General features: G+C 71.6%; 9 protein-coding genes. 4 read left to right on the top strand and 5 right to left on the bottom strand.

The window, feature by feature from the left end; genetic code table 11:
• Positions 1-71: 71 nt before the first annotated feature.
• A complete protein-coding gene (locus ACFVQ3_RS01670; protein WP_387634256.1) occupies positions 72-719 on the bottom strand; it encodes a GDSL-type esterase/lipase family protein in 648 nt (215 codons plus the stop codon).
• A 144-nt stretch (positions 720-863) separates the two neighbouring features.
• Positions 864-1,778, bottom strand: a complete 915-nt coding sequence (locus ACFVQ3_RS01665; RefSeq protein WP_387634253.1) for an aldose 1-epimerase family protein — start codon at positions 1,776-1,778, stop codon at positions 864-866.
• A gap of 145 nt (positions 1,779-1,923) precedes the next feature.
• Between ACFVQ3_RS01665 and ACFVQ3_RS01660 the strand changes: the two genes are divergently transcribed.
• A complete protein-coding gene (locus tag ACFVQ3_RS01660) occupies positions 1,924-2,919 on the top strand; it encodes an aldo/keto reductase (protein ID WP_387634251.1) in 996 nt (331 codons plus the stop codon).
• A 133-nt stretch (positions 2,920-3,052) separates the two neighbouring features.
• Here ACFVQ3_RS01660 and ACFVQ3_RS01655 read toward each other — a convergent pair whose 3' ends face one another.
• The 3 genes from ACFVQ3_RS01655 to ACFVQ3_RS01645 form a co-directional block, all read right to left on the bottom strand.
• Positions 3,053-6,907: a multifunctional oxoglutarate decarboxylase/oxoglutarate dehydrogenase thiamine pyrophosphate-binding subunit/dihydrolipoyllysine-residue succinyltransferase subunit gene (locus ACFVQ3_RS01655; RefSeq protein ID WP_387634248.1), complete on the bottom strand. Its 3,855-nt coding sequence runs from the start codon at positions 6,905-6,907 to the stop codon at positions 3,053-3,055.
• 255 nt (positions 6,908-7,162) lie between these two features.
• Positions 7,163-8,317 carry an ATP-binding protein gene (locus ACFVQ3_RS01650; protein ID WP_387634246.1) on the bottom strand — a complete coding sequence of 385 codons (1,155 nt, stop codon included), beginning with the start codon at positions 8,315-8,317 and terminating at the stop codon, positions 7,163-7,165.
• Positions 8,314-9,075: a response regulator transcription factor gene (locus ACFVQ3_RS01645; RefSeq protein WP_225227495.1), complete on the bottom strand. Its 762-nt coding sequence runs from the start codon at positions 9,073-9,075 to the stop codon at positions 8,314-8,316. The genes ACFVQ3_RS01650 and ACFVQ3_RS01645 overlap by 4 nt, the downstream gene beginning before the upstream one ends.
• Before the next feature lie 234 nt (positions 9,076-9,309).
• Here ACFVQ3_RS01645 and ACFVQ3_RS01640 point away from each other — a divergent pair, with 234 nt between their 5' ends.
• From ACFVQ3_RS01640 to ACFVQ3_RS01630, 3 genes are all read left to right on the top strand, one after another.
• Positions 9,310-10,794, top strand: a complete 1,485-nt coding sequence (locus ACFVQ3_RS01640) for a hemolysin family protein (protein ID WP_387634243.1) — start codon at positions 9,310-9,312, stop codon at positions 10,792-10,794.
• Positions 10,791-11,906 carry a hemolysin family protein gene (locus tag ACFVQ3_RS01635; RefSeq protein ID WP_387634240.1) on the top strand — a complete coding sequence of 372 codons (1,116 nt, stop codon included), beginning with the start codon at positions 10,791-10,793 and terminating at the stop codon, positions 11,904-11,906. The genes ACFVQ3_RS01640 and ACFVQ3_RS01635 overlap by 4 nt, the downstream gene beginning before the upstream one ends.
• 249 nt (positions 11,907-12,155) lie before the next feature.
• Complete coding sequence (locus ACFVQ3_RS01630; protein WP_387634237.1) at positions 12,156-12,947, top strand: M15 family metallopeptidase; 792 nt, start codon at positions 12,156-12,158, stop codon at positions 12,945-12,947.
• The last annotated feature ends 7 nt before the right edge of the window (positions 12,948-12,954 follow it).

The following is a 12,954-nucleotide window of genomic DNA, read 5'->3' as shown; positions in this document are numbered from 1 at the left end:
GTCACCCTCGGCGGGTGGCCCGGTCACCGTCGGGGTGCGGGGCGTCGCCCTCGGCGAGCCGAGGGCCCGGCCTACGCGACGTCGTCGGGCAGGCCGAGCCACGCGTGCCAGCCCGTGTGCAGGACCAGCCACGCCATGAGCCCGTAGCCCGCCTGCCCCGGATACCCGCCGCCGCTCGTCGCGAGGTCCGCGAGCCACTGCTCGTGCGTGACCAGCGGCGTGAACGTGTCGACGTACGGGACGCGGCGGCGGTTGGCGACGTCCGCGAAGGCCGCGGAGAGCTCGGCGACCCGGTCGTTGTCCTCGGGACGACCGGGCGGCGGCCCGACGACGAACGTCGGCAGACGACGGTGCTCGGCCACGTCCAGGACGTTCGCCAGGTTGAGCCGCGACCGCGCCACCGACAGGCCCGCGTCGAGGTCGTGCCGGCCCAGGGCGAGGACGAGCCGGTTGTCGGCCTCGGGGTCGTGGTCGAAGCGCCTGCTCGTCTCGGCGTCCCACCGCTGGCTCATGGCGGTCGTCGTCTCGCCCGGGATCGCGAGAGGAAAGACCATCGCCGTCCCCGGGAAACGGGTGCGCGCGACCACTCGCCCGGCCCAGCCGAGGCCCTTGGCGTCGCCGACGCCCGCGCTCAGCTCGTCGCCGACCACGCAGATCCGTACTTCAGGTTCTCCCACGGTGATGTGCTCCTCGTTCGCTCGCGCACCATTGTCCGTCACGACAAGGCTCCCGTGCGGGATGTCCGGCCGGTCGGGTGCGACCCGGACCGGGAATCGTCGACCTCTCCCCGGTGCGGGCGGGCCCAGGGGGAGAGAGGTGCCCCGACGTCGGGCCGGACAGGACGTGACCGGCGCCACGCCGCATCAGAGGAGAGTCGCACCCCAGACGGCGTCGTGCGAGGCGCCAGGAGCGAGGCGCACGAGGCGCTCGCCCGTCCGGAAGGCGTCCGCGATGCAGCTCATGGGTTCGGCCGCGACCCCTGTGCGCCGGTAGCCGGCCGCCGAGACGTGGTCGCCCGTGCACACCTGCCACGTGTCCATCGTGGAGTCCATCCACACCGCGGCCGTGCGGCCGTCAGGAGCCGTCAGGCGCATCCAGGACAGCCCGTCCTCGTCCCGCAAGACGTCGACGAACGCGTCGTCGAGGTCGATGCCCGCGAGCAGGCGCGGCTCGCGCAGGTCGAAGTCACCTGCTGCGGGTTCGGTGCCCGTGGGCAGCAGCCGCTCGTCCGTCGTGACCCGGGTACGCGCGTCGAGGCGCAGCGTGCACTCGTCGACGGCTGCGGGGCCCGGCGACAGCCACGGGTGGAAGCCGACGCCGTAGGGTGCGTCGGTCGTACCGACGTTCGTCGTGCGGGCCGTGACGCGCAGGCCCGCGTCGCTCAGCGCGTACGTGACACGGGCGACGAGGTCGAACGGGTAGCCCGGTGTCGAGACGAGGTGCAGCTCGAAGGTCACGGCCGAGGGCGACTGCTCGACGACGTCCCAGCGCTCCCAGGACACCAGACCGTGGATGGCCGTGCTCCGCGGGACCTCGGTGATCGGGAGCTGGTGGTCGACCCCGTCGAACGTGTACCGCCCGTCCTGCAGGCGGTTGGGCCAGGGGAGCAGCACCGCGCCGTGCGACGCGGGAGCGATCTCGTCCTCCGCGAAGGGGGTGAAGACGTCGCGCCCGGCGACCGAGTACTCCCGGACGGTCGCACCGACCTCCGTGAGCGTGGCACGGTGGTCACCGTGCTCGATGCGGATCTGGACCCCGGACGGTGCGTGGATGTTCACGTGCACACGCTACTGGGTGCGGAACTCTCCCCGAGCAGGGACAGTAGAACCCGGTCGTGACGCCCTCCCGGGCGCACGCCCAGCGACGCACCGTCGCCGGCGCTGCCGGGGGCGGGAGCACCACCCGCAGGACGAGGAGGAACACATGGAACGACGAGTGCTCGGACGCACCGGACGACTGGTCTCGGTCGTCGGGCTCGGGACCTGGCAGCTCGGGGCGGACTGGGGCGAGGTCAGCGAGGCCGACGCCCGCGCCGTGCTCGACGCCTCGGCCGAGTCGGGCGTGTCCTTCTTCGACACCGCCGACGTCTACGGCGACGGCCGCAGCGAGGAGATCATCGGGTCCTACCTCGCCGACAACCCCGGCGCGGGCATCACGGTCGCGACCAAGATGGGCCGACGGGCGCCGCAGGAGCCCGCGAGCTACACGCTCGCGAACTTCCGCGAGTGGACGGACCGTTCGCGGCGCAACCTGCGCACCGAGCGTCTCGACCTCGTCCAGCTCCACTGCCCGCCGTCGTCGGTCGTCGACGACGACGAGGTGTACGACGCGCTCGACACGCTCGTGGCCGAGGGATCGGTCGCGGCCTACGGCGTGAGCGTCGAGACCGTCGACGAGGCGCTCGCGGCCATCGCGCGCCCCGGCGTCGCGACGGTCCAGATCATCCTCAACGCGTTCCGGATCAAGCCCCTCGACAAGGTGCTGCCCGCGGCCTCCGACGCGGGCGTCGGGATCATCGCGCGGGTGCCCCTGGCCTCGGGCCTGCTGTCCGGGAAGTACACGCGCGAGACGACGTTCGCCGAGAACGACCACCGGAGCTTCAACCGCGACGGCTCCGCGTTCGACGTCGGCGAGACCTTCTCCGGGGTCGACTTCGCGACCGGGCTCACGGCGGCGGGGGAGTTCACCGCGCTCGTGCACGACGTGCTCGGACCCGACGTGACCCCGGCCCAGGCCGCGATCGCCTGGATCTGGCAGCAGCCCGGTGTCTCGACCGTGATCCCTGGCGCTCGCAACGTCGAGCAGGCCCGCGCGAACGCCGAGGCCGGCTCCGCGGAGGTGCTCGGACCGCTGTTCGCGTCGGGGGTCCGTGAGATCTACGACCGGTACCTGCGCGAGCAGGTCCACGGCCGCTGGTAGGTGATCCGGCCGTGGCGACACGGCCGTCGGCGGGCGAACCCGACCGGCGATCCCCACGCACGACGAAGGCCGCCTCCCGGACGGTGAGGCGGCCTTCGTCGTGGCCCTCAGGGGGTCAGCGTGCGGGTCCTGCTCAGCGGGCGAAGGCCTGCTCGAGGAGGACGGCCTGCTGGGCCTGGTGCTTCTTGGCCGTGCCGGCTGCGGTCGAGGCCGACGCCGGGCGCGAGACGACCCGGACGCGAGGCAGGTCCTCGGGCAGGTTCACGTGGACGAACGACCAGGCACCCTGGTTCTCCGGCTCGTCCTGGACCCACACGATCTCGGCGCCCGCGTACTTCGCGACCTCCCGGCGGATGCCGTCCACGTCGAGCGGGTAGAGCTGCTCGAGGCGCACGATCGCCGTCTTGTCGTCACCGCGCTTGGCGCGCTCGGCGATCAGGTCGTAGTAGACACGACCCGTGCAGAGCAGGACACGGTCGACGGACGCGGGGTTCGCCGTCGGGTCCCCGAGCACGGGCTGGAACGTCCCGGTCGTGAAGTCCTCGACCCCGGACGCTGCCGCCTTGAGGCGCAGCAGCTGCTTGGGCGTGAACACCACGAGCGGACGACGCGGGCGGGCGTACGCCTGCTGACGCAGCAGGTGGAAGTACGACGCCGGGGTGGACGGCTGGGCGACCGTGAGGTTGTTCTCCGCGCAGAGCTGGAGGAACCGCTCGATGCGGGCCGACGAGTGGTCGGGCCCCTGGCCCTCGTAGCCGTGCGGCAGGAGCATGACGACCGAGGAGTTCTGGCCCCACTTCTGCTCGGCGGACGAGATGAACTCGTCGATCACGGTCTGCGCGCCGTTGACGAAGTCGCCGAACTGCGCCTCCCACAGCACCAGGGCGTCAGGACGCTCGACCGAGTAGCCGTACTCGAACCCGAGGGCCGCGTACTCGCTCAGCGAGGAGTCGTAGACCCAGAACTTCGCCTGGTCCGCCGACAGGTACAGCAGCGGGGTCCACTCGGCACCGGTCTCGCGGTCGTGCAGGACCGCGTGGCGCTGGACGAACGTGCCGCGGCGCGAGTCCTGCCCGGCGAGGCGCACGGGCGTGCCCTCCACGAGCAACGAACCGAACGCGAGCAGCTCGCCGTAGCCCCAGTCGATGCCGCCGTTGGCGGACATCTGGTTGCGCTTCTCGAGGAGCTGCGCCAGCTTGGGGTGGACCGTGAAGCCCTCGGGCGGCGAGACGTGCACCTGACCCACGCGCTCGATGATCGACTGGTCGATCGCGGTCTTCCACCCGACCATCGTGCCGGCGTCCTCGCGCTGGGACTCGGGACGCTCCAGGCCCGCGACGGGCTCGGTGGCGGGCGACGGCGTGAAGCCGCCTTCCTTGGTCTCGGTGAAGACGCGCTCGAGCTGGGCCTGGTAGTCCTGCAGGACGTGCTCGGCCTCCTCGAGCGTGATGTCGCCGCGTGCGACGAGGTTCTCGGTGTAGAGCTTGCGCACCGAGCGCTTGGCCTCGATCAGGTTGTACATGAGGGGCTGCGTCATCGAGGGGTCGTCGCCCTCGTTGTGGCCGCGGCGGCGGTAGCAGATCATGTCGATGATCACGTCACGGTCGAACTGCTCGCGGAACGCGAAGGCGAGCTCGGCGACGCGCACGCACGCCTCGGGGTCGTCACCGTTCACGTGGAAGATCGGGACCTGGTAGCCCTTGGCGACGTCGGTCGAGTAGAGCGTCGAGCGCGACGAGGACGGGCCCGTGGTGAAGCCGACCTGGTTGTTGATGATGACGTGGATCGTGCCGCCGGTGCGGTACCCGCGCAGCTGCGCGAGGTTCAGGACCTCGGGGACCACACCCTGGCCCGCGAAGGCCGCGTCGCCATGGATGAGGATCGGCAGGACGGAGAACCCGTCGCCGCCCAGGTCGATGCGGTCCTGCTTGGCGCGCACGATGCCCTCGAGCACCGGGTCGACCGCCTCGAGGTGCGAGGGGTTGGCCGCGAGGTAGACGCGCGTCTGGGCACCCGACTCGGCCGAGAACGTGCCCTCGGTGCCGAGGTGGTACTTGACGTCTCCCGAGCCCTGGACGCTCTTGGGGTCCTGGTTGCCCTCGAACTCCGCGAAGATCTGCGCGTAGCTCTTGCCCGCGATGTTCGCGAGGACGTTGAGGCGACCACGGTGGGCCATGCCGATGCAGACCTCGTCGAGGCCGCCGTCGGCCGCCTTGGACAGGACGGCGTCGAGCAGCGGGATGACGGACTCGCCACCCTCGAGCGAGAAGCGCTTCTGGCCGACGAACTTGGTCTGCAGGAACGTCTCGAACGCCTCGGCGGAGTTCAGGCGGCGCAGGATGCGCAGCTGGTCCTCGCGCGGGGTGCGGGCGTAGCCGGACTCGAGGCGCTCCTGGAGCCAGCGGCGCTGGGCGCGGTCCGCGAGGTGCATGTACTCGATGCCGATCGAGCGGCAGTAGGAGTCGCGCAGCAGCCCGAGGATGTCGCGCAGCGTGGACTTCGTCCTGCCGCCGAACCCGCCCGTGGGGAAGGTGCGGTCCAGGTCCCACAGCGTGAGGTCGTGGGTCTGGACGTCCAGGTCGGGGTGCTTGCGCTGGCGGTAGGCGAGCGGGTCCGTGTCTGCCATGAGGTGGCCGCGCGAGCGGAACGAGTGGATGAGCTCGGCGATCTTGGCGGGCTTGGCCGCCTCGATCTCGGCGTCCGTCGTGTTGTCGCGGGTCCAGCGGACCGGCTCGTAGGGGATGCGCAGCGCGGCGAAGACGCGGTCGTAGAACCCGTCCTCACCGATCAGCTTGGTCCCGAGGATGCGCAGGAACTCTCCGGACTGGGCGCCCTGGATGATGCGGTGGTCGTAGGTCGACGTGATGGTCAGGACCTTCGAGACGCCCAGACGGGCGAGCTGCTCGACCGAGGCGCCCGCGAACTCCGCGGGGTAGTCCATGGCGCCGACGCCGATGATCGTGCCCTGGCCCTGCATGAGGCGCGGGACCGAGTGCACGGTGCCGATGCCGCCGGGGTTGGTGAGCGAGATGGTCGTGCCGGCGAAGTCGTCGACCGTGAGCTTGTTGCCGCGGGCCCGGCGGACCAGGTCCTCGTAGGCCGCCCAGAACTGGGCGAAGTCCATCTGCTCGGCCTTCTTGACGCTCGGCACGAGGAGCTGGCGGGTGCCGTCCGGCTTGGCGAGGTCGATCGCGAGACCGAAGTTGACGTGGGCCGGGTTGTTCACGGCGGGCTTGCCGTCGAGCTGGGTGTAGCTCGCGTTCATGGCGGGCATCTCGCCGAGGGCCTCGACGAGCGCGTAGCCGATGAGGTGCGTGAACGAGATCTTGCCGCCGCGCCCGCGGGCGAGGTGGTTGTTGATCACGATGCGGTTGTCGACCATGAGCTTGGCCGGCACGGCGCGCACGGAGGTCGCGGTGGGGACCTCGAGGCTCGCCTCCATGTTCACGACGACGCGTGCGGCGGGCCCGCGCAGCTTCTGCACGTCGTCCGCGGTGTCGGGTGCGTCGGACTTCGACTTCGCGGCGGCCACGGCCGCGTACGGTGCCGTGGCGGGCTGCGCGGTCGCGACCGGGCGGTTGGCCTTCACGGCCGCGATCGCGGCGTTGACGGTCGGGTCCGCGGGGACCACGGGGGACTTGGGGCGCTGCGCGGACTCGCCGGCGGCCGAGCCGTCGGTCGCGGGCACGGCGCTCGCGGCGCGGGCCGGCGGCGCTGCCGGTGCGTTCGCCGGGATCTGGACCGCGGGGGCCGGGGTCGCGACCGGGGGCGTCGAGGTCCCGGCGGCGGGGGCGGCGGTGGTGCTGCTTCCGTTCACCTCGCTCGCCTTGTCCCCGGGACGGTAGTCCGCGAAGAACTCCCACCACGCGGGGTCGACCGCGTTCTTGTCCTTGAGGTATTGCTCGTAGAGCTCGTCGACGAGCCATTCGTTGGCGCCGAACACAGAACTTGCTGCGCTGATCGACTCTGACTCAGCCTTCGGGGACACGCGAGGATCGCCCACTTTCACCACTGATCGTCACTGGATATCGGGTACCTAGTCCGGAACCGGACCCGTCAAGCCTAGGCCCTCCCGTCTGCCCGACAGGGCTTCGTCCGGCGGAAATGTGCAGGGTGTCGGCTGGTTCTTCACGGGACGTCTGCCAGAGGCAAACAGGGGGGCAACAGCGACCTGTTCGCTGACCAAAGGTCAGGTCGTTTAGACCATCGCCGGGTATGCCGGGCGCAGAGTGTGACGAAGGTCTCACTCGGTGGTGTCGCGGCGGCGTCGCTCCTGGTCGTCCGGGTGAGGGGTGCCGGGGTGCCCCAGGATCTCCGGCAGGTCGTCGGGGAGGCCGGTCGTGTGCGGCTGAGGACGAGCCGGGAAGGTCAGGCGCATCGTGGCGCCCTGGAGGGAGTCCGCGACCTCGATCCGCCCGCCGTGCAGGTCGACCGCCCAGCGCACGATCGCGAGCCCGATCCCCGTCCCACCGGTCGAGGAGTGGCCCTGCGACGGGGCGTTGCCCCGGGCGAAGCGCTCGAAGATCCGTTCACGGTCCTTCTTTGCGATGCCGGGCCCCTGGTCGATGACCTCGATCACGACGTCGTCGTCGACGGGGTAGGCCTCGAGCCGGATCTCGCCGTTCTGGGGCGAGTGCCGGATCGCGTTCTGGAGCAGGTTGATGATGATCTGGCGCAGCCGCTCGGGGTCCGCAGGCAGCGTGAGGTCCTCGGGGGTCACGTCGACCACGTACTGGAGCTGCTTACCGGCCTCGACCATCGAGACGGCGTCGGCGTTCTCCTCCAGGAAGTCGCCGAGCGGGATGTCCTGGAAGTTGAGCGCCGCGGCGCCCGCCTCGATCCGGGACAGGTCCAGGAGGTACGTCACGAGGCGGGTCAGGCGCTCGGTCTGGGCGAGCGCCATCTCCATGGTCGCCGGGTTCGCCTCGCTCACGCCGTCGACGACGTTCTCGAGCTGGGCCTGGAGCGCCGCTATCGGGGTGCGCAGCTCGTGCGACACGTTCGCGATGAGCTCCCGGCGCATCTGGTCCGACGACGCCAGGTCCTCGGCCATGATGTTGAAGGCGACCGCGAGCTGGCCCACCTCGTCCCGGCTCGTCGCGCGCACGCGCCGGGTGTAGTCGCCGTCGGCCATGGACTGCGCGGCCGCCGTCATCTCGCGCAGGGGCGAGGTCATGCCGCGCGCGAGGATCTGCGTGAGCAGGAGCGAGAGGACGATCGCCAGCGGGAACGTGCGGGTGGGGCCGAGCTTGTTCTGCTGCCCGAGCCAGGTGATGAGGACCGCGAGCGTGACGGTCGCGAAGACCAGCACGCCGAGCTTGATCTTGAGCGACCGGAACGAGTCGAGGGGCCGGACGTCCGGGAGGTGGGGGCGGATGGTCCGGGTGCCGGAGGTCACGCGACCGGGGGCTCGAACGCGTATCCGACACCGTGGACCGTGCGGATCAGGTCGGGCCCGAGCTTGCGGCGCAGCGCCTTGATGTGGGAGTCGACCGTGCGGGTCCCGCTCGCGTCGGCCCAGTCCCAGACCTCGGCGAGGAGGCGCTCGCGCGTGAGCACCGTCTTGGGCGAGCTGGCCAGCATGACGAGCAGCTCGAACTCGGTCGGGGTCAGGTGGACCTCTTCACCCGCGCGGTGCACGCGCCGCTGGGCGCGGTCGATCACGACGTCGCCCACGACCATGGGCGGGTCCGTGGGGGTCGACGTCGCCGCCTGGGCCGCGCGGTCGACGCGCCGCAGCAGCGCCTTGACCCGGGCGACCAGCTCGCGCATCGAGAAGGGCTTGGTCATGTAGTCGTCGGCGCCGACGCCGAGCCCGATGAGCATGTCGGTCTCGTCGTCGCGCGCGGTGAGCATGAGGATCGGCACGGGCTGCTCGGCCTGGATGCGGCGCGTGACCTCGAGCCCGTCGATGCCCGGCAGCATGACGTCGAGCACGATCACGTCGGGTCGCAGGCGGGTCGCCGCCTCGACGCCCGAGAGCCCGTCGCGTGCGACCTCGACGCGCCAGCCCTCGGCGCTCAGGCGCTGGGCGATGGCCGTCGCGATGGCCGGCTCGTCCTCGACGACGAGGATGTTCGCGGACTGCGCGGGTGTGCCTGCGGGTCCACCAGCGCTCGTCGCGCCGGTACCGGTGGGGAATGCGCTGGCTGTCATGGGAACAGCGTGGCACAACCGGGGCTTCGTTGGCCGCAGGACAGGGCGAAAGGTCCACCGATGTCCGTGGTGTTCCCGTGGGAGTTCCGTGCGGTTCCGGTGGTGCCGCGCCCACGGGCGGACGGCCGTGAGGGAGGCGCACGTGGCGCCTGCGCTCCGGATGGACGGCGGGCCCCCGGCCGATAGCATCGTCCTCACGATGAAGAGCACACCCCGATATCCGTGGAGCACCCCGTGGTAGGCGACTGGTTGATGGTCGCGCTGGGGGTGCTCCTGACCGCAGGTACAGCAGTCTTCGTGGCGAGCGAGTTCTCGCTCGTCACCCTCGATCCCGCGGTCCTGGCCAAGCCGGACGGCGACGAGGCCCGCAGCGCCGAGGGGGGAGGCGCCGGCGGTGCTCGGGACGGGGCGCGCGAGGCCGACGCACCCGAGGCCCGCAGCAGCCGCCGCGACCGCAGCGTCCGGGCGGGCCTCAAGCACCTGTCGACCGAGCTCTCGTCGGCGCAGGTCGGCATCACGATCACGACGATCCTGCTCGGGTACACGGCCCAGCCGGCCCTCCAGAGCCTCATCGGCGACGCTCTCGGGAGCACGGCCCTCGGGGCGAGCGCGGCCACGGTCGTCGCGGTGGTCCTGGCGCTCGTCGTCGTGAACCTGTTCTCGATGCTCTTCGGTGAGCTCATCCCCAAGAACTTCGCGCTCTCGACCCCGTACGCCACCGCACGTCAGGTCGTCCCGGTCCAGCGGCAGTTCACCAAGATCTTCCGACCGGTCATCTCGGTGCTCAACGGGTCCGCGAACGCGATCCTGCGACGCATGGGCGTCGAGCCGCGCGAGGAGCTGTCGGGCGCGCGCTCGGCGTCCGAGCTCGCGGCCCTCGTCAAGCGGTCCGCCCAGGAGGGCACCCTGGACACCTCGGTGGCGACGCTCCTGACCAACTCGATCGAGCTCGACGAGCTCAGCGCGGTCGACGTCATGACGGACCGCATGCGCATGGTGGTGCTGCGCCGTGACGACACGGCCGAGGACGTCGTGGCGCTCGCCCGGACGTCGGGACACTCGCGCTTCCCCGTGATCGGCGAGGACCGCGACGACGTGCTCGGTCTGGTGCACCTGCGCCGGGCCGTGGGGGTGCCCCACGAGCGCCGCGGCGAGGTGCCGGCGGCCGCCCTCATGGTCGAGGCCCCCCGCGTCCCCGAGACGGTCGCGCTGGGTCCGCTGCTCGTCGAGCTGCGCGGCTTCGGTCTGCAGATGGCCGTGGTCGTGGACGAGTACGGCGGCACCTCGGGGGTCGTGACCCTGGAGGACGTGGTCGAGGAGCTCGTGGGCGACGTCGCCGACGAGCACGACCCGCGCCGGGCCGGCACGGCCCGTGGGGCCGACGGCTCGTGGATCGTGCCGGGGGTCGTCCGCCCGGACGAGCTCGTGGAGTCGACGGGCCTGGTGGTGCCCGAGGACGGTGCCTACGAGACCCTCGGAGGACTCGTCATGGCCGACCTGGGCCGGGTGCCGGAGGTCGGGGACGAGGTCCGGGTCGGCGACGTCGTGCTGCGCGTCGAGGCCATGGAAGGGCGCCGCGTCGAACGGCTCCGGGTCCGCGTGCTGGCCGCGCAGGACTCGCAGGAGCAGGGCGACCAGGACGGCCACCGTGCCCGACCTCCCGGCGGGTCGAGCGCGGACCGGCACCCGGGTGACGGCTCGCAGGGAGGTGCCCGATGAGCTCGACCGCAGCCCTGCTCCTGGGCCTCTTCCTCCTGGCCGCGAACGCGTTCTTCGTGGGCGCGGAGTTCGCGATCATCTCGGCCCGGCGCAGCGCGATCGAGCCGCTCGCCGCGCAGGGCAACCGCCGTGCGCAGACGGTCCTGTGGGCCATGGAGCACGTCTCGCTGATGCTCGCGTGCGCCCAGCTCGGCGTCACGGTGTGCTCGGTGGGGCTGGGTGTCGTCGCGGAGCCGGCCGTCGCGCACCTCATCGAGGTGCCCCTGCACGCCCTGGGGGTGAGCCCGTCGCTCACCCATCCTGTCGCGTTCGTGATCGCGCTGGCGATCGTGGTGTACCTGCACGTGGTCCTGGGCGAGATGGTCCCGAAGAACCTCGCGGTGTCCGGGCCCGAGAAGGCCGTCATGTGGTTCGGTCCGCCGCTCGTCGTGCTGGGGCGCATCCTCAAGCCGATCATCGTCTCGCTCAACTGGCTCGCGAACCACGTCGTGCGCTGGACCGGTGTGGAGCCCAAGGACGAGGTCGCGTCGGTCTTCACGGCCGAGCAGGTGCAGTCGATCGTGGAGCACTCGCAGGCCGAGGGCATCCTCCAGGACGAGCAGGGTCTGCTCTCGGGGGCCATCGAGTTCTCGGAGCGCACGGCGGCCGAGGTCATGGTGCCGGTCGACCGTCTCGTGACGGTGGTCGAGGGGTGCACGCCCGACGAGATCGAGCGTCTGGTCGCCAAGACGGGCTTCAGCCGCTTCCCGGTCGCCGACGTGCACGGCGAGCTCGTCGGCTACCTGCACCTCAAGGACGTGCTGTACGCGAGCGGTGAGGACCGGTTCCGGCCGGTGCCGTCGTGGCGTGTGCGCGCGCTCGCCACGGCCGAGCCGGGCGACGAGATCGAGGACGCGCTGCGGGCGATGCAACGCTCGGGCGCGCACCTGGCGCGCGTCGACCCCGGGGCGCTGGACCGCGAGGGCGGCGTCGTCGACCCCGCGTCCGCCGCGCTGCCCGACGGCGTCGCACCGGTCGGCGCGCAGGGCGCCCTGGGCGTCGTCTTCCTCGAGGACATCCTGGAGGAGCTCGTGGGCGAGGTGCGGGACGCGATGCAGCGCCGGGTGCGCTGATCCTGGCCGGACCGGGGTGCCCCGTCGGTGCGCCCCGGTGCGCCGCGGGTGGCCCCGCAGCCCGTTGAACAGGGGACTTGGCTTCCCCGGCGCCCCCGGATATCGTGTCCGGTGCTTCGACTCGCACGGTTCCTCCCCTACAGGAGGGTCGTCCTTTCTGCGAGGTGGAGCGCGTTTCTTGTCGTCTGTGCCGCTCCGGCCACCGCCAGGTGTCCGGACGGTTCTTCGAGCGGAGGTCCGGTGGAGTCGGTGTCGACGTCCCAGTCCTCCGACTCCCGTCGCGCCCGACGTGAGGCGGAGACCGGGCACAAGGGGCGCCGTCGGGCGGAGATCCCCTCGCACCAGCGCTGGGCCCCTCGCATGGCGGTCCTCGGGACGCTCGCCGTCGCGACGATCGCGATGCCGCTGTCAGCCGGTGCGCAGGACGGTCCGGCTGCCCCCTTCGGGCCGGACGGACGCCCGACCGGGCCGAGCGCGCTCGACCTCGTCAACAACCCGACCGCGGCCGAGCCCACGTCCGAGTACGTGGCAGCAGCCCCGAAGATCGACGGTCGGGCGCAGGCCGCGAGCCGGTCCGTCGAGCGCGCCCCGCTGCCGGACTGCGACCCGACGGTCAAGCCGACGAGCGCCAACGGCAGGCTCACGGGCCACGAGCTGTGCGACCTGTGGCAGCCGGGGGAGTCGTTGCGTCCTGACGCGGCGGTCGCCTTGTCTGCCATGAACGAGGCCTTCCGGTCGACGTTCGGGCGGGACATGTGCCTGGTCTCGAGCTACCGCACGATCGCGTCGCAGGTCTCCCTCAAGGGGTCGCGCGGCGCGTTCGCGGCCAAGCCGGGGACGTCGTTCCACGGCTGGGGCCTGGCGATCGACCTGTGCTCGAGCGAGACGGGCAACCGCGAGGTCTACTCGTGGATCAACAAGAACGGCGGCGTCTACGGCTGGGCCAACCCGTCGTGGGCCAAGCGCGGCGGTGGCGGCGCCTACGAGCCGTGGCACTTCGAGTTCACCGAGGGCGTTGTGGAGCTCGGCGGTCCCACCTGACGGACCC

The sequence above is a fragment of the Oerskovia sp. NPDC057915 genome (genome assembly GCF_042887685.1).
Classification (GTDB): Bacteria; Actinomycetota; Actinomycetes; order Actinomycetales; family Cellulomonadaceae; genus Oerskovia.
The sequence above is the reverse complement of the archived record's forward strand: the minus strand, read 5'-3'. Positions and strand labels throughout refer to the sequence as shown.